The organism is Elizabethkingia bruuniana (assembly GCF_002024805.1).
Taxonomy (GTDB): Bacteria; Bacteroidota; Bacteroidia; order Flavobacteriales; family Weeksellaceae; genus Elizabethkingia; species Elizabethkingia bruuniana.
This window is the reverse complement of sequence record NZ_CP014337.1, coordinates 479,555-502,824: the sequence shown is the minus strand read 5'-3', so window position 1 is coordinate 502,824 and position 23,270 is coordinate 479,555. Positions and strand designations below refer to the sequence as shown.

The following is a 23,270-nucleotide window of genomic DNA, read 5'->3' as shown; positions in this document are numbered from 1 at the left end:
AATTGTTAATGATTAATTGTAAATGGTTAATTTTCTAACCTCTAATGTCTAATTTCTAAAATCTAACTTCTCAGTTAGCATCATTCATATTTCAGGTATTTAACCAATTCTACTTTGGTTGCCCGGTATGCTTTAATACTTACCACCAGGAATGTCAGAAGAAGAAGAATTACCAAACTCAGAATGTAAGGCCACCACGGCATCTCAATCCGGTAAGCAAAGTCTTTCAGCCATTCATTCATAAAGTAATAACTAAACGGAATACTTAGGAGTACCGCTAGTGCTGCAAGCCATAAGTATTTTTTAGTAAGATCTCTTATCAGGACGCTGTCTGATGCACCTAGTGTTTTTTTAATCGCTACATCTTTCAGCTTCTGATCAATCATTAAACTGGATAATGCGAATAGCCCTAAAAGTGCCACAACCAAAACCACTGAATTAAGAATAGAAAACAAAAGTTTCTGTTTTTCATATTTAGCATATGTCCTGGCAAAAGCCTTGTCTATAAAAGTATATTCAAATGGATATCCGGGTTCTGCTTTTGTATTCCAAAATTCTTCAATACGTTTTAGGGTTCCGTTAATATCATTTCCTGACAGCTTGATCTGAAGACTTGTTAAACTATTTTTAATATAAGTTCTGTCGTAATTATAAAATAATATTGGAGTGATCGGTTTGTCTACTCCCGTGACATAGAAATCCTTTACTACACCCAATATTTTATACCTTTTCTTGCCATCCCAGCCTGGATAAATTTCTTTTCCCAATGCTTGCTGATTGTTCCATCCCATTATTTTGACAAATGTTTCGTTAGCCACAACTCCGGAGATTGTATCTGAAGCTTTATGAATATCCAGATTTCTTCCGGATGCAAGTTTTATTTTGTAAAACTGAAAATAGTTATAATCGACTCCACCGTTTCCTACATTATTAATAGTCTTGGTAGTGTCCAGAGCATTTTTTACAGATGAAGAATTTCTTACACCACCACCTAACGAAAGGACAGATCCGGTAATATCCTGAACTCCGGAAATTTTTGATATTTCCGACTTTAATCTCAGGTATTTTTTATAATTATAATCATCTCTGTAATCGGTCTTCTTAAAGTCTATCTGTACCACCTGATTTCCGTTAAATCCCAGATCCTTATTCAGCATATATTGAACCTGATGGTGAATAATAAAAGAACAGATAATAAAGAATGAAGAGATAATCAGTTGTAATGTAAGAATCGAATTTCTTAGCCATACACCGTGTTTACTTCTCGAGAAATTTCCCTTTAGTGTATTAATCGGTTTGAAATTCGACAAATACAGAGCTGGTATAATACCTGATAAAAATATAAACAGAATAAGTAATAGAGTTGAATATACAAAAACATTGGTATTCGCCATGCTCATTTCTTTTCCTAAAAACTTGTTGTAGGAAGGAAGTAAAAATTCTATTACAACAAAAGACAATAAATAAGCTAAAATACAAATGATTGCATTTTCGAACAAAAACTGAAGGATAACTTCGAACCTGGATCCGCCTATGGCCTTTCTTACTCCTATCTCTTTTGCTCTTTGTGAAGCCTGGGCTGTCTTCAGATTAATCAGATTAATACCAGATAACGTTAGAATCAGAACTGACAGACCTAATAAAATCAAAATTGTTTTTTTATCTCCTTTTTCAATTCCTTCACTTTTAGCATCCAGCTTCATATTATTTAAAGGAACAAGAGAAACTATTGTTTTGTCTTTCTCATTATATTCTTCTCCATATTTCTCAGAATTCTTTTTCTCCTCTACAGTCATCTGATCTGTAAGCTTTCTTTCCAAGTTTTTAATATCTGTCCCTGGTTTTACCTTAAAGAATCCAATATAGCTGTAGTTAGTCCAGTTTGTTGAATTATTAAGTCCTCGCGTTCTAATAATATAATCGGATTTAAATACACTATTCTTATCTGTATATTTGTATACAGCTGTTACTACATATGATTTGTCATCACTGTCCTTTTTTACTATTTTTCCTATACAGTTTTTATATCCCGCACCAAAAAGCATTTTTGCTGTTTTTTCGGAAAGAGCAATTTTACTTTCATCACTAACAGCATTTTTAAAACTTCCTGCTATTGCTTCATGAGGGAAAAATTCAAAATAAGAATCTATCGCATTGGCTTCTTTGACATAAGCAGACCTGTCTTTATAAATAAGTTTATCATTACTCTGCCATAACCCGGCTATAGTATAATCTTCTATCTCACTGAACTTTTCTTTGGAAATATACAACTCTGGATAGCTTGATACTGCCATATTCCCAAAAATGGCGTTATTATTTTCTACCAGATAAATATTCTCTCTGCCAGGTACCCAGCTTTCATAGCTTTTCTCGTCCTGCCAGTTCAGAAATACCAGAATAAAAACAGTAAAGCCTATAGTCAACCCCAAAAGATTAATCATTGTGGAGGTCCAGTTTCGTTTATAGTTCGTAAATGCTATTTTAATCCAGTTGCGTAACATAATCAGTTAATGCTTAATGATAAATGGTTAATTTCCTAACCTCTAATGTCTAGTTTCTAAAATCTAATTTCTAACTTCTAACTTCGTTATTCGTATTTCAGGTATTTCACCAGTTCTACTTTAGTGGCGCGATATGCTTTAATACTTACCACAAGGAAAGTCAGTAACAAAAGAATTACCAGACTCAGAACATATGGCCACCAAGGCATTTCTATACGATAGGCAAATTCCTTCAACCATTCATTCATAAAGTAATAACTCAACGGAATACTTAAGAATACCGCCAGTGCAGCAATCCATAGAAATCGTTTTGTCAGATCCTTTATCAGTACACTATCCGATGCCCCTAATGTCTTTTTGATAGCTACGTCTTTTAATTTCTGTTCGATCATAAGACTTGATAATGCAAACAAACCTAATAATGCTACAACAAGTACCATAGCATTGAGGATACTGAATAGTAATCTTTGTTTTTTATAACTATCATATGTTTTAGCGAATTGTTTATTCAGGAACTGATATCGAAATGCATATCCTGGTTCTACCTCTTTCTGCCAGTAATCCTGAATATTACTAATCGTTTCAGGCATATCATTACCGGAAAGCTTTACCATTATATTATTAATATTACTTTTATTCCAGTTGCGTCCATAGTTGAAGTAAACAACAGGCGCTATTTTGCTGGCTACACTTTCCTGATTATAATCTTGTGCTACACCTACAATTTTATATTTTATACTATCAAATCCCGGGCGCACCTCTTTTCCTATAGCCTCTTTCGGTGTCCAGCCCATCTCCTTGATAAAAGCCTGATTCACAATTGTAGAGGTTAACGTGTCTGAAGATAATTTTGGATCAAAATCCCGACCTTCCAGTATTTTGATTTTGAAGAACTTGAAAAAGTTAAGATCTATCGATCCATGATTTGCCAAAATACTTTTATCTAGAGAATTAACATTAGAATTTCCGGCACTTCCCATTCCCATACGTTGCTTGGTGTAAGTAACACCCTCTACTCCTTTTATTTTAGGAAGCTGCTGTCTGAGCAACTCATATTTTTGATAAGGCTTGTCAACTTGTTTTTGAAAATCGATATTAATGACCTGCTCACCACTAAACCCAAGATCTTTATTCAGCATATAATTAACCTGAGTATAAATAACTAATGTTGAAATAATAAAAAAGGATGAAATTACAAGCTGTATTGTCAGGATTCCGTTTCTAAGCCAGATACCATGCTTACTGCGGGAAAAATTACCTTTAAGTGTATTAATAGGTTTGAAATTAGCCAGATAAACAGCTGGAATAAGTCCGGAAATTACTGTTGTAATAAGAAGCATACCAAATGAGTAAACAAAAACACTCGCATTAGATAATGTAATTTCTTTACCCAAAAACTTATTATAAGCTGGTAATAATATTTCAGCAAGAGCCGTTGCCAACAAATAAGCAAACATACATATGAGTAATGTCTCGAGTAAAAACTGACCTGTTAATTGCCAGGTTGTTCCGCCCATTACACGGCGTACTCCTACTTCTTTTGCCCGTTGTGAAGCTTGCGCTGTCTTTAGATTAATAAAATTAATAGCAGATAACAATACAATGACAATAGAAAGTCCCAGCAAAGTATAAATATTCTTTTTATCCGCTTTTTCCAGACCTCCGCCTTTAGCCTCCAGTTTCATTTTGTCCAGCCTTGTGATAAAAAGCTCAGCTTTACCACCAATGGCAGCTTCATACTCCTGAAGTGTCTTCTTCATGATCTTCATATCTCTGGTAACTTTGTACTGACAAACTATTTTATTAAGATCTTCATTTACTTTCGTAATGTCCATATTGGGCTTTGTCATAAAAAAGCCAACGTAATTATAATCGCCCCAGTTGTCTTCATTTCCGTTAAGGAAACCATCTCTTACAAGTAGCCCAGGCTTAAAAACTGAATTTTCTTTTGGCAGTTCATATACCGCAGAAATCACGTATTTACTTTGGTCAGATACTATGGTTTTGCCAATTGCATCCTGATAATTATTACCAAAAAGTTGTTGAGCTGTTTCAGTGGAGATGGCTGCTACATTTGTGTTTTTAAAAATATCTTTATAGGATCCAGCTAACTTTTTAAAAGGAAAGAACCTGAAAAAATTATCTGATGTTGTATACTTTACAGGATTGGAAATTTTAGAACCAAAACTAACGCGCTCAGCATTTTGAAAAGGATTTATCAAGAGGTAATCTTCAATTCCATTTACTTTTTCTTTCCCATAGCGCATCTGTCCCTGAGTAGAAGAACTCCATATTCCAAAGTTTTTCCCCATCCCGTTTTCAAGAAAATAAACATTTTCTTTCCGGGGGTTCCAGGCTTCGTAGGATCTCTCATCCTGCCAGTGCATCAGAATAAGCATAAACCCGGTAAGACCTATAGTCAATCCAAAGAGATTGATTACTGTAGAAAGCAGGTTTCTTTTGTAATTGCTAAATGCTATTTTAATCCAGTTGCGTAACATAATTAGCTAATGGTTAATTGTTAATGATTAATTGTAAATGGTTAATTTCCTAACCTCTAATGTCTAGTTTCTAAAATCTAAATTCTCTGTTAGCATCATTCGTATTTCAGATACTTTACAAGCTCTACTTTGGTGGCACGGTATGCTTTTATACTCACGACAAAGAAGGTCAATATCAGGAGAATCACCAAGCTCAGAAGATATGGCCACCATGGCATTTCTATACGATAAGCAAAGTCTTTCAGCCATTCATTCATAAAGTAATAGCTTACCGGAATACTGACTAGAACTGCTATTAGCGTTATCCAAAGGAATTTTCTGGTCAGATCTTTTATGAGTACACTGCTTGAAGCACCCAATGTTTTTTTAATAGCAACATCCTTCAGTTTTTGTTCAATCATTAAAGATGACAGAGCGAAAAGCCCCAGTAGCGCTACTATTAAAACCAATGTATTTAGTATCGTAAAAAGTGTTTGTTGCTTTTGGTATTTTACAAAGGTTTTTGCAAACTTTTTATTAATAAACTCACCATTAAACGGGTAGCCAGGTTCTATATGCTTTTCCCAATATGCTTTTACTCTTTCCTGAGCAGCTAACATATTATTCGGATCCAATTCTAAAATAGCTCTATTCAGATTATAGCGTTTCCAGTCGGTATCTTTATAATGAAAAAATATTATAGGCTCAATTTCAGCCCTAGGATTAAACACATTAAAGTCTTTAACTATTCCTACAATATTATACTTTATAGTATCGAATCCCGGGGAAACCTGATTCTTAAATGCTTCATTGTTTTTCCATCCGAATTTTCGTACAAAAGCTTCGTTTACAATGGCAGAGTTAATAGTATCCGATGACAGCTTTGGAGAAAAGAATCTTCCTGCCAGCAATTTTATTTTCATAGCTTCTAAAAATCCAAAATCCAAAGAACAATGTTGTGCCTCAACCGATTCATTATGCCAGTCTACATTGGAAGAATTACGTCCATTAAAACCGGGCACAGCTTCACCAAAAGTCACACTTTTAACTCCCTCTATTTTTTTCAGTTCAGATTTTATAAGCTCATATTTCATCCAGGGCTTTTTAGAATCCTGATTAAAGTTGATCGCATATAACTGAGAACCATCAAACCCTAAATCTTTATTCATCATATAAGTTACCTGATCACCAATAATAAAGCTGCCAATAATGAAGAATGAGGAAATAACCAACTGTAGTCCTAAAATTGAATTTCTGAGCCAAATACCATTTTTACTGCGTGCAAAATTTCCTTTTAGTGTATCTATGGCTTTGAAGTTTGACAGGTATAAAGCCGGAATAATCCCCGATATTAAAGAAATAGCAATAACAATAATTGCCGAGTATAAATAAAAATCATTTTGGAAATGAATTTCTTTATTCAGAAACTTACCAAAAAAGGGCAATACAGCTTCTGTAAGTGCCAATGAAAGCAGATAAGCAGCAAAAGTAATAATAAAGGTTTCCAGCAAGAACTGAACTATCAGCTGTAATTTACCACTCCCCAACGCTTTCCTTACTCCTATTTCTTTAGCCCTTTGTGATGCCTGAGCGGTTTTCAGGTTAATAAAATTAATAGCTGACATGAGCAATAACAAAACAGATAAACTGAATAAAATAAGAATAAGCTTATAGTCTCCACCGCCAAACCACGAAGCTTTGGCATGTAACTTTATTTTATCCAATCGGGTAAATTCGACATCATTCGGTCCATAGAGTTCCAGATATTTTTCTGCACTCATACCTTTATCATGAGATACTTTCGCCCGATACTCAAAGATATCTTTTACTACCTTCTGGCGTACAGTTTCGGGTGAGGAATCATTTTTTAATAAAAGGAAACATCCGTAGCTATTATTTCCCCATCCGTCTCCCGGATCTTTCACAGAATTGGCATACTGCTTTGAAAGAAAGAGAAAGTCAGGATTGATTTCCGTATTTTCTTTCGGGAGTTCGAAAACTGCCGTTACAACATATGGATTATTTTCATAGGTCAAAGTTTTTCCCACAGCTTCTGTTGTTCCGAAAAGCTTCTGACTAACGGTATTCGATATCGCTATAGAATTCGTTTCCAGTAAGGCATTTTCACCATTCCCAGACAGAATCTTAAAAGGAAATAGCTTAAAAAAAGATGGTGAAACAGACATTCCGCCTTCTATATAGGCCGATTTTTTATCTGATGTTGCTACACCGGCATAACCCGAACCATTAATCAATACATAATCTTCAATTTCTGGTATAATGTCTTTTGCACGTTTAGCTACCAGATATGAAGTGTTATTACCATAGACATTATCTTTCTTATAATACCCCTGAAAAAAATAAATATTATCTTTTTTAGGATTCCAGTTTTCAAAAGATTCTTCATCCTGCCAATGTATCAGTATAAGCATAAAACTGCTAAGCCCAATGGCTAGTCCAAAAAGATTAATTACTGTAGAAAGCCAGTTCTTTTTGTAATTGATAAAAGCTATTTTCAGCCAATTGCGAAACATGGTCTTATGGTTTATTAGTTGATGGGAATTTGGTGAATGGATCAATGAGTGAACCTGATGAATAGGTGAATAGTCAATAGTGAATTTTCTAACTTCTAACTTCTGATTTCTAACTTCTAGTTTCTAATTTCGTACTTAATACTATTCTCCGGTTACAGCATAATCTCCAGGCTGTGCTTTATCGAAAACATCTGTTCTTTTTGTCGTATGCTCTTCATTAAAGATTTCACCATCTTTCATATTCACAATACGGGAAGAGAAGCTAGCATCATAAGATGAGTGGGTCACCATTACAATAGTCGAACCCTCACGGTGAAGTTCAGCCAAAAGATTCATCACCTCATTTCCGTTGGTACTGTCCAGATTTCCTGTAGGTTCATCCGCAAGAATAAGTTTAGGCTTTGTTACCAAAGCTCTTGCTACAGCTACCCTTTGCTGCTGTCCACCGGAAAGTTGTTGTGGATAATGTTTTGCGCGGTGTCTGATGTTAATTTTTTCCATAATCTCTTCTACCCTCTTTTTTCTTTCGGAAGAAGAAACTCCGTTATAAATCAATGGCAATTCAATATTCTCATAAACTGTTAATTCATCTATCAGATTGAAATTCTGGAAAATGAATCCAATGTTTTGTTTTCTTACATCTGATTTTTTTCTTTCAGATAAGCTTGTTGTTTCCAGATCATTGAACCTGTAAGATCCTGATGTAGAAAAATCCAGCAATCCCAAAATATTAAGTAAAGTAGATTTTCCACATCCTGAAGGTCCCATAATAGCCAGAAATTCACCTTTTTTAATATTAAGATCTACCTGATTAAGCGCAGTAGTCTGTACATCTTCTGTTCGGTATACTTTGGATAATTTTTCTATTGTTATCATAATAAGATTAATATTTAAGATTATTAGTTATGTGTTTCTAATTTAAAATCTGAGATTGGTATTGATTATAATGCTTCTACTTTTCCTCCGGAGCTTTTACGTACATTAAGTCTGATACCTGATGGACTTTTGTAATAAATCTTTGCTCCCGAAGATGCAGCTGCTGTAAGCTCGTCGATTACCCCTATTTTTACTTTACCTGCGGAAGAAGCTTGTGCTTTTACAGTACCACTTCTAAGGTCTGATCCGTTAAAGTCTGCAGAACTTGAAGCATCAACTCTTACTTCACCAGCTTTTCCATTGATGTTGATGGTAGCAGCACTAGAAACATCAGCGTTTACAGACTGTACCTCTGCACTTCCTGTAAAAGTAGCCGCGCTACTAAGTCCTAAATTCAGGCGATTTGCTTTAATATTCTCATATTGTATTTTTCCGGCGCTGGAAACATCAATATTTAACGTAGAAGTACTGAACTGATCTTTTACTAAAATCTTACCAGCACTGCTTGCTCTTAAGTCACTAATATTTTTTGCATATACAATTACTGTTGTATTAGCATTTCTAAGACCGTTATTCCCTCTTGGGATTTCGTAATATACATTCAGAACTCCTCCTCTGTTTTCTACGCGTACATATTCCATGTAATTACTGGTTACCACTTGTTTTTCAATATCTGATTTTACGATCTCAACTTTTATAGCCTGCGATGTTTTTACACCACTGAAGTTTTGTACATTAAAAGTCTTAGTTTCCGATACAGTACTTTCAACAGCCTGTTCTATATATGAAGAGTTTCTGCCGGTATAACCATCATCACTTGCTTTTACGATAATGCAGGATGTTACAATGCTGCCTGCTATCACTAAGGGTAAAAGAATCTTTTTCATATTATTATTTTTTATTTAGTTTTAAATTTTATTGTATAGTCTTGTAAAGGATATCCTTCTACAGATTCGAAATTCCCGCCCACCAGAATAAACTCATATTCTTTATTAGGCTTTAAATCCACCGGAATTTTTAATCCTCTATTATTATTGATATAAACTGATCTTGCGCTAATCGGTACAGCATCCCGGCCCAGCTCTCCCCAATGTATAGATAATCCTTTGCCTGAAAGTGGTTGATCAAATTCAACAATAATCTCTTTTATCGAAGTATCTACATTATTTTTCCCGTTAATATCAGGACTTAATGATTTTACTTTAGGCTGCTTCGCCGTAAAATCACTCATAACCTTGTCCATGTTTTTTCCTGTATTTTGGAAAAAAGAAACAATACGCGGATAGAAAACTTCCAGATTAGGGTATTGTTTTCTGTTGGCTTGATATTCCTCTAAAAGCTTTACCAGTTCTGGTGTCCATATAAAGCTCTTGGAAATTTGCTCTTTCATTTCATTGTTAATCTCAGCCTGAGAAAAATGATTTTCCTTCATATAAACCAGAACAGCCGCCCTTACAATTGACTCGTTAATTATAGTTTCCCATGAACTGTAAGCCTGATCTGCCATTGGTTTTTTAACTTCTTTCTGGATTTTCTCTCCTGCATCCTGCAACTGATTTTTATAATCTTTAGTCTCTAAAATATAGTTTACAAAAGAATGATTGAATTCGTGAATTAAAGTAGGTGCATAATTACTGGAAAAGTTTACTGTTCTTCCATTAAATTTTCCCCCGCTAACAATAGCATATACTGTATCCTTTCCCTTTTCAGACGATACCCTTGGTCCATAATTTCCACCGCCATTTCCATAGCCTAATACTATTTTATAATCCTCATTAGGCTCTTTTCCATAAAACTTCACATACCAATCCTGCTTAAACTTTGTTAGAACAGAATCTGAATATGCTTTAGCTGCCTGCTTATAATCTGCTTCATGAGATTGGAAGAACTGATGATACTTGCTGTTTTTGTAAAAACCGTTTAACCCTTTCAAAAATACGGGAAGATCCACAGTTTTCCATCTTTTCTCTACTGTATTACTCCTTTCCTTTACCAGACTAATTTTTTGATCTTTTATTTTCAGGTGTACCGCCATCGACATTACAGCATCGTAGCCTATACCGTTTTCGTTTCTTATATTTTTCAGAGTCGACAGAAACGGGTCATCTTTCACCGGAGCAAAATATTTTTCAATATCCTGAACATATAATTCATTATTCCTGTCAGAATATTCTCTGGCCTCTATTAGTCGGAATAAAGTACTCATAAGCTCTACTCTTTCATCTACATAAGGCTGTATTTTCTGCTGGCCAAAAACCTGAGTTCCGGCAAAAGCCGCAATTAAAAAATATTTGTTTAATTGAGTTTTCATGTTATTTTTTAATATCTAGTATTTCGTATTTTTTGTAATCAGAATAATCCGATACAATAACCTGCTCTCCTTCTTTTAGTCCAGATAAAACTTCATAATACAATGGATTTTCTCTTCCAAGACTGATATTTTTGCGTACCGCTTTTCCATTTTCGGTAACAAAGATCCACTTTCCATTGGTATCTTTAAAGAAATTTCCTTTAGGAATCATCAGACTTTGTGTATCTGCAGAAAGTTTAAGCTTCACTCCGAAAGTCATCCCTATTTTCAAATCATCAGGTTTATTATTGTCAGCAAAATTAAGTTCAGCTGAAAACTGCCCCTGTACTACTTCTGGCAATACTTTGGATACAATAACATTATATTCTTTCCCATTACTTTCCAAGGTTCCTTTAATCCCTGCATGTAGTTTGTTGATATAGTATTCGTCTATTTTAGCAACCAGTTTATAGCCGCCCATCAAGTCTACTTTCCCAATGCTTTGTCCTGTAGTAAGACTTTGACCCAAAGAAATACTAAAAGAAGATAAACGTCCTGTAGCCGGAGACATGATGAGGAAGTTATTTTTATTATTTCTCAACACATCCAGGCTTTTTTCCATTTGTGCAATAGAATTATTAACTGCTGCAATCTGCGAAGCCCGGGAATGTTTTTCGTTCACAATGCTCTGTTCTACAATTTGCTTTCTCTTTTGCTGGTAAGCCAGATTTTGGCGAGCCATATCATAATCTGTTTTCTTACCTATTTCAGCATCGTATAATCTTTTTTGCAGATTATAGTTTTGCTGTGCTGTATTGTAATCGTTTTGTGCCTGAAGAATCTCTTTGTCCTGTGTAAATTCCTGATTTTTCAGTTCCAACAGAGTATTTCTCATCTGGCTGATCTGCTGCATAATTCCGGTTTCCTGACTCATAAAATTGAATTCAGTATTCGGATTATACACTCTGGCTAAAGGCTCTCCTTTTGTTACCATTTTTCCGTCTTCCGTAAAGATTTCTTTTACAGCCCCTCCTTCCATTACATTCACCAGTGAAGAATTCAATGACTGCGTTTGTGCTGTAATCATCATCATGTCTTCAAACTTCCCACGGGTCACCTTTTCTACCTGTAAATCTTCTGCTTTTACATTAAAAGTTTTCTTCTGACGAAAAAAATATCCCAAAAACAACCCCAGAACTACTACTCCGGCAAGTGCTAAAAGAATAATTTTGAGTTTAGATCTTTTTTTCTCTATTTTCGTATCCATTACAGCTATTTGATTTTCAATAATATACACGACAAATATGCCACAAAAAGAATTCGTCGGTAAAAGTCTGAAAATTAAACAGTAAAGATTTTAACTCAAAATAAAAGTGTCCGAAATCGAACACTAAGTGTACAAAACTGAACACCCATGCGAAAGAAAACAGCCAAAATATTAATTGTTGACGACGATGAAGACATTCTTTTCTCTGCAAAAGTGTGGCTGAAAAAATTTTTCACCGATGTAAAAACACTTAATAATCCAAAGAAAATTCTTCCGGCACTCACCGAAGAGGCGTTTGATGTTATACTTCTCGATATGAATTTCCGAAAAGGCTTCGAGAACGGACAGGACGGATTATACTGGATGAATGAGGTTAAAGAAGTAGCTCCTGATATTCCTATTATATTAATGACAGCTTACGGAGAGGTAGAACTTGCTGTAGAAGCTTTAAAACTAGGAGCTTCAGACTTTATCCTGAAACCATGGAATAATGAAAAACTGTATGCCTCTGTTAACCTTGCTGTAGATGTTTCGCGCAAGAACAGAAAGTTGCATCAGTGGGAAAATATTCAGCAAAGCGATCAGAATTATATTCTGGAAAGTAACTCGGGGGCTGTACAGAACATTCTCCATACCATAGATAAAATTGCACCTACCGATGCCAATGTACTTTTGCTTGGTGAAAATGGTACTGGTAAATATGTTTTGGCAGAGCAAATCCACAGAAAATCTCCGCGCAATAAAGAACCTTTTGTGCATATCGACCTGGGAAGCTTACCCGAAGGGCTTTTTGAAGCAGAGCTCTTTGGATATAAAAAAGGAGCTTTCACAGATGCGATTGCTGATACTGCAGGAAAAATAGAAAATGCCCAGGGCGGCACCGTTTTTCTGGACGAAATCGGAAACCTGCCACTGCACCTGCAATCTAAACTCCTTACCCTTATTCAGAATAAAAAACTATCCCGTATCGGAGAAACCCGGGAACGGCAGATGGATGTCCGCTTTATTTTTGCAACCAATGAAAACCTTCAGCAGAAAGTAAACGAATTTTTATTCAGAAAAGACCTTTATTTCAGAATCAATACTGTAGAGATTACCATCCCGCCTTTACGGGAACGTCTGGAAGACATGCCTCTGTTTGCACAATATTTTCTTGCAAAATACCAATACAAATACCATAAAACCTTATCTCTTTCCGAGGAAGACATAAAAGAATTATGCAGTTATAACTGGCCGGGAAATATACGTGAACTGGAGCATGCTATGGAAAGAAGTGTTATTCTTTCCGATCACGGAATATTACAGCTTTCTTTACCAAAGCCAATGGAGAATGCATCCGAGGGATTACCTGATGTACTGAATATTGAGGAAATGGAAGAAATCCTGATTAAGAAAGCCCTAAAGAAACACCAGGGCAATATATCTTCGGCAGCAGAAGATTTAGGACTTTCACGCGCAGCACTTTACCGCAGAATGGAAAAATTCGGAATCTGATGAAGACAAAATTCTATATTATCCAGATAGCTATTTTATTGCTGGGGCTTGTTTTCGGTATACTGGCTTTTGACTGCTATGAATCAGGAAAATGGATTACGGCCTTACTTTTCCTTTGCCTTTCTGTTTTTATGGTTATTCTGAACATCCGAAATGCCCAGCAATCCGGGAAAGAAACAGAACAGATTCTACAGGCAATCAATCATAAAGATTTTTCTTTGTTTCCGGACAAAAAACAAAATGATCCGTTAAAGCAAAAGGCTGTTGATCTTTACTATCAGGAAAAAGAGAAAAATACCGATGTATTGTCGTTCAAAGTTCTGTACGAAAACATTCTGAATCAGCTGGACATAGGCATCATGATACTCAAAGAGAATACTAATGACTGGGAGATATTCTATTCTAATCCAAAGTTTATTGAAATTCTGAAGGTTCCAAAATACAACAGATGGAGTTTATATGAAGAAAAGAGCCCGGAGTTTTTTAAGCTTATAAAAGATACTGATTACAGAGAAAGTCAGGATTTCATGGAAGTCTCCATTAACCAGTCAGGATTTCAGACTTATTCCTTACGGACGACACGTCTGGAAACACCACGTGAAGATTTTTGCATTATATCTCTGGAATCTGTACAAAAGATTATAGAACGTAAAGAGAAAATGGCCTGGAATAATCTGATGAAGGTTATTTCTCATGAATTACTGAATACCCTGACCCCTATCAACAGCCTGATAAGGAATATGGAATATATTACCGATCAGGAGGAAATTTCCAGAGATGATCAGGAAGAAATAAAAGAGAGCCTGAAGATTGTTAATAATAAATCCGAGCAATTACTCAACTTTATAAACAACTACCGACAGGTTGCTGAACTTCCTAAGCCCAAGCTTCAGAAAATATCCATCAGGCCCGTTATAGAAAAAGTATTACGGCTGATGGAAAGTGAGTTTCAGAATAAAAATATTATACTTACAGCCAATATTAAAGACTATATGATCCTGGCTGATGAAAAAATGCTGGAACGCAGTCTTATCAATCTTCTTACAAATGCTCTGCATGCTGTGGAAGATTCAGATAATGGAAAAATAAAGATTTCCACCGACCAGCAGAATACCAGAACCGTTATTCAGGTAGAAGACAATGGTATTGGTATCAGTGAGCAGATATCGGATAAAATATTTCTGCCTTTCTTCACCACAAGAAACAGCGGCTCGGGTATCGGACTTACTTTAACCAAAAGCATTATGGAAGCTCATAACGGTTACATTAACTTCCGCAAGCAGCAGCAAGGCAGTATTTTCGAGCTGTGGTTTACTTAGTTTATGATAAAAGGTCAAATTTTAAAAATTAACATGAAAAAAATAGTTTTAAACTTAGCTGTCAGTCTGGATGGTTTTATTGAGGGACCTAATGGAGAAACCGATTGGTGTATTATGGATGATGACATGGACTTCGAAAATTTTCTCCAAAGTATTGACACTATATTTTACGGCAGAGTAAGCTATGACGCCTGGGGTACTTATCAGCCTGAATCTGATGCTGATATTTCAGAAAAAGAGATGTGGAATGAAATACATTCAAAACAAAAATTTGTCTTCTCTCATCAGGACAGATCGGACGAAAATGCAAATTTTATTACCTCTGACATCATTGATCAAGTTAATGAAATCAAAAAGCAGAATGGTAAAGATATATGGTTATACGGAGGAGCTAATCTTATAAAAACATTTATCAGCCTGGGACTTATCGATATCTATAAAATATCTCTGCATCCCGTTGTATTAGGAAACGGAAAGCCGCTATTCGAAAATTTGAAAAGCCGGATTGGGTTAAAATTACTGGATACCCGAATTTTTAAATCCGGAGTTATAGAGCTTACTTATCAGTCTGAATAAACTTTCAGGAAAGCACAGTTACAGGAAAATAATTCACACAAGTGTTATTTATTAACACAAACTTAATCCTATTCATTCTGTTTTATAAAACAGAATGTTTTTTTTATAAATTAATATAGTTTTTTAGTTATAAATATTTAGTTTTTATAATTTTAACTATTATTAACATTAATGAATTAAAAGTTAAAATTAGCTTAAAAATCTCGTAACATAGGCCTCTTACTTTTGCCGCTAAAAATAGAGACCATGAATAAGAATGTCAAAAGCCTTTTGGCTCTGGTTCTTACGGGATGTATTACACAGGCTGTTTTTTCCCAAAAGACCAAAGACACAGTAAAGACCAAAGTTATCGACGAGGTTGTTGTAACAGCATTAGGTATCAAAAGAATGAACAAATCTTTAGGATATGCTGCTGAAAACAAGGATTCAAAAATATTTAAAGACACTCAAAACAACAACTGGGCAAATGCTTTGGAAGGAAAAGTGGCAGGTCTAAAAATTCAGACCGCAGGAGCCGGCCCCTTAGGAAGTGCCAGAATCACATTACGGGGTGAAAAGTCTTTTGAAATGGACAACAACCTTACTCTTATTGTGATCGATGGTGTACCCATGGGTAATAACACAACAGGAACCGGAGCAGCTGCATATGGTGCCGGTGCCGGAGGTGATCTTCCAATTGATTACGGAAATGGCATCAACAGTATTAACCCCGACGACATTGCTTCAGTTACTATATTGAAAGGAGCTTCAGCAGCTGCACTATATGGTTCCAGAGCAGCGAACGGAGCTATTATGATTACAACCAAATCAGGTGCAGGCAGCAAAAAACTACGAGTTTCTTTTTCATCCGATACGAGTTTCGACACCGTTTTGAAGTGGCCAGACTACCAATATGAGTATGGACAGGGAACGCTGAATAAAGATAAAAGCGGAAAATTTTATTATTCATATGGTGCTTCTGAAGACGGGGTCAATACAGGAAGTACCAGTAGTGCATTCGGTCCTAAATTCAATGGCCAATCTTATTATCAATATGATCCTAATATTATAGGCCAAAGTCTGGATCGTCAGCTTTGGAGACCTTACAAAAATAACATTAAAGGCTTCTGGCAGGCCGGAGAAACCTATTCCAATAATCTGTCACTGGAAAATTCTAATGACAAAACCAGTTTCAGAACTTCATTGGGTTATGTAAAAAACAACTGGATGATGCCCAATACAGGTTTTAACCGTTTTAATTTCTCGACATCATTAACCCATCAACTTAATGAGAAATTAAAAATTACAACTAAGGTTATGTACTCTAAAATGATGAGTGATAATCTTCCTGCAACCGGATACAATAACCAGTCTATCTCTTATTTTATGATTTTCCAGAATCCTAATGTAGATTTGGCATGGTACCGCCCGATATGGAAACCAGGAAAAGAAAATGTAGACCAGGTTCATCCATTCAGTTCTTATATAGACAATCCCTATATGATTGCTTATGAAATGCTCAACAGTGCTAATAACAATCAGCTAAATACCAATATAACCTTAAACTACAAGATCAATCGTAGTTTCGATGTGATGTTCCGTTCCGGACTGGAATGGCAAAATGATATCCGTACCCAGCGCAGACCTTTCAGTACTGCCAACTATATGCAAGGCTATTACAGAGAAGAACATATTACCAATCAGGAATACAATAATGATATTCTCTTTACCTACAAAAACGATCAAAAGGAGAGCAAAATAGGAATCAGTGCATCATTAGGAGGAAGCATCAGATATAATGAATATCGTTATGAATCAACAAGTGCTATAGGTCTTAGAAGACCTAATATATATACACTTTCTAATGCACTAGCATTATATAGTACTATTCCTTCACCAAAGGACAGACAGGAGAACAGTATTTATGGTTTAGTTTCCCTAAACTATGGGAAGTATATCTATTTGGATCTTACCGCCAGAAATGACTGGACCAGTACACTAAGAAAAGGAAACAACTCTTTCTTCTACCCTTCAGCGAGCACCAGTTTTATTCTTTCAGATATATTCGGTATAAAAAATACATTCGATTTCTGGAAATTAAGGCTTTCCATAGCTAAAGTTGGTAATGGAACCAGACCCTACAGACTGGATAAATATTACAGTATGATAGACATACCAGGATCCATAGTTGCCCCAAATGTTCTCAACAACAAGAATCTTTTACCTGAAAAGAATACCAATTATGAGGGAGGTATGGACTTCTCTATGTTCAAAAATAGGCTTAACTTCAACTTTACCTTCTATAAAAATATTACCGAAAACCAAATTGTAGACATTCCTGCCCTTACCGAAAGCGGTTTCAAAAGTCGTATAATTAATTCCGGAAGTGTGGAAAATAAAGGTCTGGAAATTACACTTAATGCTACTCCAATAAAAAAGCCTAATTTTTCGTGGAACATTAATGCCAACTGGTCTGCTAACAGGAATAAGGTAACAAGCCTGGCTGCCGAATTTGAGGGCAATCCATATACGGTTGCTTCTGTAGGTGATGTTGTATACTACCAGGCACGCATTGGCGGGTCACTTGGAGATATGTATGGTTACAAACTCAAACGTGCTCCAGATGGACAGGTAATTTATGATGCTATAACAGGACTACCTGCCAGAACTTCAGATATTGAATATGTGGGCAATGCATTCCCGGAATGGAGAGCCGGACTTCAGAATGAATTTAAAATTAAAAATTTCCGTATAAGCTTTTCTTTTGACGGCCAGTACAAAGGAATGGCCTACTCCCAATCTCATCATAAAATGAGTGAACAAGGAAAACTAGGTCACACATTATGGGGAAGAGAAAATCCGGACGGAATGGTAATTGGTGAAGGAGTTATACAAAATGCTGACGGAAGCTTCTCTCCGAATACTAAAAAGGTTCTGTTAACCAACTATTACGGAGACTACTATCGCCGTGCCAATGTAGAAACGAACTCATTCGACACTTCTTTTATCAAGCTTAGAGATGCAAGAGTATCTTATACCTTCCCCGATGCCAGCATTGGAAAGCTAAAACTAAAAGAACTTACAATTGCCTTGTATGGTAAAAATCTTTGGATGTGGACCAAGTTCCCGTTATTCGATCCGGAAGCCGCTACACTGAACAATGGTACCATTACACCAGGGTCAGAAGTTGGGCAATTACCTTCTGCCAGAACAATTGGTATGCAGCTTAATGTTAAATTCTAATTTTTTAATTCATGAAATCTTATTTTAAATTCATAATACCCCTAAGTCTTTCTCTGATTGCAGGTTCATGCAGCCGAAATTTCGAACAAATTAATACTGATACCAGCAAAATTATAAATCCAACTTCAGGTAGTCTACTAAATCCTGTACTCTATAACATGTCTTCATATGGTTATAACAGAGCCAATGACTTTACATTTGACCTTATGCAGGTTTCTATTGACTTTCCAAATGAAGGAAACATTACAAGCCGGTATTATATGACCGATAAAACCGGACAAGGCATGTGGAACACCTCCTATCTATGGTTAAAGCAAGTACGGGATATGATGGACATAGCCAAACAGGAAGGCGACAATAACAATCTGGCAATCGGAACAATTCTTAACGCATGGATCTATGCTAATCTTACAGACAGTTTTGGGGATATTCCAATGACACAGGCTTCTCAATTAGACACAGGCGTAAAGCAGCCTGCATTCGACAGACAAAAAGATATTTATATCAATTTGCTCGATCAGTTGAATCAAGCCAACAGTCTACTGGATATAAAAAAGAAGCTTGCCGAATCGGATATTCTGTACAAAGGAGAGGCTTCGGTAGATGGCATTATGAAATGGAAAAAATTTGCCAATAGCCTTTCTCTTCGATTATTAACCAGAATTTCTGCTAAAAACGGAGAAATTAATGTTCATGAAAGAATCAGAAAAATTGTAAATGATCCGGTTAATTATCCTGTTTTCACTTCCAATGCAGATAATGCTGCTCTTGACATTTCCGGTATAGCACCATTCCTCCCACCTATTGCCCGTCCACAGGATTTTACAACCGCAAGAGCCGCCGGCGAGTTTTTTGTCAATACTTTACTGGACAACAACGATCCCAGAATTCCTGTTATCCTGACAAAAGCAAAAGATCTTAAAAATAAGGATATTGGTTACAAAGGTGCCCCTGCAGGTTATCCTTTGGGTACTTATTTCGATTACCAGCCTTCCCAGCTGAGTCAGAATTTAGCCAAAGCACCGATGCGGCTGTTTATGATGACCTACTCCGAGGTACAGTTTATTATGGCTGAACTTTCTTATAAAGGCATTATCACCGGAAATACAAAATCTTATTATGAAACAGGTGTAAAAGCTAACCTGGAACAATGGGGAAGCGAAATGCCGGCCAACTATTTCAGCAATCCTAAAGTTGCTTTTAACAACAGCTTCGAACAGATTATGCTGCAAAAATATGTTGCTCTTTTCTTTGTAGATCACCAGCAATGGTTTGAACAGCGCAGAACAGGCCTGCCTAAGCTTCCAAATAACGGCGGACTGCAGAATGAGGGTAAATTACCTCAACGGTATATGTACACTACTCAATCCAGAGTATTAAACTCTGAGAATTATCAGAAGGCAGTACAACAGATGGGCGGTGATGATATCAACATCAAAGTGTGGTGGAATAAATAAAACTATAAATCGTAAATAAGATGAAAGTTCAGTTATTATCAGCTGTTTTATTATGCGGAATGCTATCTGCACAAAGTACGGCAAAGGGTTATGTTTTTGAAGATAAAAACAACAACGGAATTAAAGACGGTAACGAAACCGGAATTTCCAATATTGCGGTATCCAATGGTATTCAGGTTGTATTAACAGACAATAAAGGTGCCTATCAGCTGCCTGCAGGAGAAGAGAACATCTTCTTTGTCATTAAACCATCCGGCTACCGTACCCCGTTAAATGGGAATAATACACCAAAATTTTATTACCACCACAACCCGAAAGGAGCTCCGGCACAATTCAAATATAAGGGAATAGGCCCTACAGGAAATCTTCCGGAAATAATCAATTTCCCATTGGTAAAATCAGAAGACAGAAAAGATTTCAATATCATCGTATTCGGAGATCCGCAGCCTTATACTCAAAAACAGATCGAGTATTTCAAAAGAGGAATTGTACAGGAGGTTAAAAACCTGAAAGAGGATTATGTATTTGGAATCAGCCTTGGTGACCTTGTTGGAGATGACCTTAGTCTTCAGCCGCATTATGCTGATGTTGTAAAGGAGATCGGGCTTCCATGGTACAACGTGATGGGAAATCACGATATGAACTACGATGCTACAACAGATGAGCAGTCTGATGCAACATTCAAAAAAAATTTTGGTCCCAGCAATTATGCTTTCAACTACGGAAATGTTCACTTTATTATACTGGACGATATTCTCTACCCCGACCCTCGTGACGGGAAAGGATATTGGGGCGGACTTCGCCCGGATCAGTTAAGCTTTATAGAAAACGATCTAAAACTGGTTGATAAAAACAAACTGGTGGTTGTTTCTTTCCATATCCCAATGATTTATGATGAAGAAAATTTCCAAAATGCTGACCGTGAAAAACTATTCAGCCTATTAAAACCTTTTAAAAAATCATTTTTAATGTCTGCCCATACCCATATTCAGCAGCAACTGACTTATGGGAAAGAACAAGGATGGAATCAGGAAAATAAATTATATGAATTCAATGCCGGAACTACAGCCGGCGACTGGTATTCCGGAACAGCAGACGAATTAGGTGTACCAGCTTCTACTATGCGCGACGGAACTCCAAGAGGATATGCTTTTATCCATTTCAATAATACCGATTATAAGATTAAATATAAGGTAGCCGGAAAACCTAACGATTATCAAATTTCCATATTCGCACCGAAGGTTATTCCATATCCAGTGAAAACATCGGCACAGATTGTTGCTAACTTCTTTATGGGAGCTCCAAATGACAAGGTCGAATATCAGATCGATAATGGCGACTGGAAGCCAATGCACTATCTAAAGGATTACGATCCTAAATATGTAACAGAAGTTCTGAAATGGGATATCAATCCGCAGTTACTGGAAGGAAGAAGACCCTCTAATCCGGAATTCTCTACACACTTATGGAATGCAGAGTTTCCTAAAAAACTGGAAAAAGGTCAGCATAAAATCAACATCCGGGCTACAGATCGCTTCGGACAGTCTTTTCAGGCTACGGAAACTTTCCGTGTAGAAGAGGCAAAGCTTATTCCTTAATCAATTTTAAACATTTTACTTTTACTTTATTTTAGACAGCACAGGCTTTTAGCCTGTGTTGTTATTTTTTATGAAAGTGATTGAAAATTATGTTTTAAATTTAGGTTTACAAAAATGACAACAATGGAAAATAATAACCGCTATGCAAAAGCAGAAATGCTAATTAGAAAACCTATTGCAGAAGTTTACGAAGCTTTTATAAATCCTGAAATCACTACTAAATTCTGGTTTACCAAAAGTTCCGGAAGACTTGATGAAAATAAAAATATTACATGGACATGGGAAATGTACAACGTTGATGTAGATATAGAAGTAACAGAGCTTCAGCCCAATCAGAAAATATCGATATTATGGGGCAATTATGAAGAAAAAACTCCGGTTGTGTGGACCTTCTCTGAACATGGAAACAACACTTTTGTTTCTGTAATTAACAGTAATTTTACAGGTGACGAGGATACAGTTCTCTCTGCTGTCCGCGATTCCACTGAAGGTTTTACCTTAGTACTTGCCGGCTTAAAAGCCTATTTGGAACACGGCATTGAACTCAACCTTGTAAAAGACAGGTTTCCTAAATAATTCTTCTGGCCCCGTAGTTTAATGGATAAAATAGAAGTTTCCTAAACTTTAGATAGCAGTTCGATTCTGCTCGGGGCTACAAAATAAGCAAAAAAAGGCTCAGATTCTAAATCCAAGCCTTTATATATTTATTTTAACTCTTCAGCAATCATTACTTTTTCATTGATGATATTTTGCCATAATACTGTATCAGCTATCCTAAAGCCTCTAGGATCTCTAAAATAAAAATCATAAGAGCCACCAACAATTCCTTTTCCTGGCATATATACAAATCTGTCAATTCCTCTATGATAATTATCTCCATGCATGCTCCACCAAGAATCCAATGTCCAGAATTGGTAAGCATTATCATTTTTTATTTTATATTCTCTGGAAATATAATTCCGAACAGTATATACTCCATCGCCTCCTCTTGGTTGGCTCTTTTCCCAAATATCTAACGGAAATACATCTTTTGGATATTGTTTTTTAAAAACTTCCAACATTTCTTTAATGGTAACTTTAGGTTCTGTAATATTGATCGTTCCATATGGTGTAATTATTGGATATTTAGGACTTTCAATGCTAAAAACCTCAGTCAAACAATTCTTTGCTGCATAATAATCTTCTCCTATTTTTTTTACTACTCGATATTCAAATGTCTTTTTCTCTGGTGTAATATTCCACCCCCATTCAGACATCATGTCACTTTCAATATTCCATATTTTTCTAATTTTATCTTTAATCTTATCATAATCTACTTTCTCCCAATTGACATCTTCTTTTTTTTGTTTTTCTATTTTTGTTGTGCCTATAATATTTGCCAACTTTTCATAATCGGTATTTTCCATCTTATATATTTTGGCTTCATATTGGGGGAGTACCGTAAATAATACTATCATATTGCTACTACTAAAAACATTATATATAGTAATTTTCTTATCTATACCATATAACTCTTTTGTCTTTAGTGTATATTCTTTAGGTTTAGTTTCCAAACTGTCTAACAAAATATATTTTTGAGCAGAAATCATATAAAAACATAACGTTAATAGGAATAAAATAAGCTTTTTCATAATGCTAATTAATAGTCGTTCGTTA

Annotated in this window: 15 protein-coding genes and 1 tRNA gene; 8 read left to right on the top strand and 8 right to left on the bottom strand. The window is 35.8% G+C overall.

The window, feature by feature from the left end:
* Window positions 1-80: 80 nt before the first annotated feature.
* From AYC65_RS02325 to AYC65_RS02295, 7 genes are all read right to left on the bottom strand, one after another.
* The gene (locus AYC65_RS02325; RefSeq protein WP_034871367.1) at window positions 81-2,501 is read right to left on the bottom strand and encodes an ABC transporter permease; all 2,421 of its coding nucleotides are present in this window, start codon (window positions 2,499-2,501) and stop codon (window positions 81-83) included.
* Window positions 2,502-2,587: 86 nt separating this feature from the next.
* On the bottom strand, window positions 2,588-5,002 hold the full coding sequence (locus AYC65_RS02320) for an ABC transporter permease (protein WP_034871368.1): 2,415 nt from the start codon (window positions 5,000-5,002) through the stop codon (window positions 2,588-2,590).
* A gap of 95 nt (window positions 5,003-5,097) precedes the next feature.
* On the bottom strand, window positions 5,098-7,515 hold the full coding sequence (locus AYC65_RS02315) for an ABC transporter permease (protein WP_034871369.1): 2,418 nt from the start codon (window positions 7,513-7,515) through the stop codon (window positions 5,098-5,100).
* A 141-nt stretch (window positions 7,516-7,656) separates the two neighbouring features.
* Entirely contained in the window at window positions 7,657-8,391 is a 735-nt protein-coding gene (locus AYC65_RS02310; RefSeq protein ID WP_034871370.1) for an ABC transporter ATP-binding protein, read from the bottom strand.
* A 65-nt stretch (window positions 8,392-8,456) separates the two neighbouring features.
* Window positions 8,457-9,278: a head GIN domain-containing protein gene (locus AYC65_RS02305; protein ID WP_034871371.1), complete on the bottom strand. Its 822-nt coding sequence runs from the start codon at window positions 9,276-9,278 to the stop codon at window positions 8,457-8,459.
* A gap of 11 nt (window positions 9,279-9,289) precedes the next feature.
* Entirely contained in the window at window positions 9,290-10,702 is a 1,413-nt protein-coding gene (locus AYC65_RS02300; protein ID WP_034871372.1) for a DUF4932 domain-containing protein, read from the bottom strand.
* Between the two features lies 1 nt (window position 10,703).
* Window positions 10,704-11,948 (bottom strand): efflux RND transporter periplasmic adaptor subunit, encoded by a 1,245-nt coding sequence (locus AYC65_RS02295; protein ID WP_034871373.1) that lies wholly within the window; start codon window positions 11,946-11,948, stop codon window positions 10,704-10,706.
* Between the two features lie 147 nt (window positions 11,949-12,095).
* Between AYC65_RS02295 and AYC65_RS02290 the strand changes: the two genes are divergently transcribed.
* From AYC65_RS02290 to AYC65_RS02255, 8 genes are all read left to right on the top strand, one after another.
* Window positions 12,096-13,442: a sigma-54-dependent transcriptional regulator gene (locus tag AYC65_RS02290; protein WP_034871374.1), complete on the top strand. Its 1,347-nt coding sequence runs from the start codon at window positions 12,096-12,098 to the stop codon at window positions 13,440-13,442.
* Window positions 13,442-14,761: a sensor histidine kinase gene (locus AYC65_RS02285; protein ID WP_034871375.1), complete on the top strand. Its 1,320-nt coding sequence runs from the start codon at window positions 13,442-13,444 to the stop codon at window positions 14,759-14,761. The genes AYC65_RS02290 and AYC65_RS02285 overlap by 1 nt, the downstream gene beginning before the upstream one ends.
* Window positions 14,762-14,794: 33 nt before the next feature.
* Window positions 14,795-15,337 carry a dihydrofolate reductase family protein gene (locus AYC65_RS02280; protein ID WP_174561924.1) on the top strand — a complete coding sequence of 181 codons (543 nt, stop codon included), beginning with the start codon at window positions 14,795-14,797 and terminating at the stop codon, window positions 15,335-15,337.
* Window positions 15,338-15,583: 246 nt separating this feature from the next.
* Complete coding sequence (locus AYC65_RS02275; RefSeq protein ID WP_034871376.1) at window positions 15,584-18,559, top strand: SusC/RagA family TonB-linked outer membrane protein; 2,976 nt, start codon at window positions 15,584-15,586, stop codon at window positions 18,557-18,559.
* A gap of 11 nt (window positions 18,560-18,570) precedes the next feature.
* Window positions 18,571-20,016: a SusD/RagB family nutrient-binding outer membrane lipoprotein gene (locus tag AYC65_RS02270; protein ID WP_034871377.1), complete on the top strand. Its 1,446-nt coding sequence runs from the start codon at window positions 18,571-18,573 to the stop codon at window positions 20,014-20,016.
* Between the two features lie 20 nt (window positions 20,017-20,036).
* The gene (locus AYC65_RS02265; protein ID WP_034871378.1) at window positions 20,037-21,614 is read left to right on the top strand and encodes a calcineurin-like phosphoesterase C-terminal domain-containing protein; all 1,578 of its coding nucleotides are present in this window, start codon (window positions 20,037-20,039) and stop codon (window positions 21,612-21,614) included.
* 123 nt (window positions 21,615-21,737) lie between these two features.
* Complete coding sequence (locus AYC65_RS02260; protein WP_034871531.1) at window positions 21,738-22,190, top strand: SRPBCC family protein; 453 nt, start codon at window positions 21,738-21,740, stop codon at window positions 22,188-22,190.
* Between the two features lie 7 nt (window positions 22,191-22,197).
* Window positions 22,198-22,269: transfer RNA gene (locus AYC65_RS02255), tRNA-Arg, on the top strand.
* A 49-nt stretch (window positions 22,270-22,318) separates the two neighbouring features.
* Here the strand turns inward: AYC65_RS02255 and AYC65_RS02250 are convergent.
* Window positions 22,319-23,245 (bottom strand): hypothetical protein, encoded by a 927-nt coding sequence (locus AYC65_RS02250; protein ID WP_078674622.1) that lies wholly within the window; start codon window positions 23,243-23,245, stop codon window positions 22,319-22,321.
* Between the last annotated feature and the right edge of the window lie 25 nt (window positions 23,246-23,270).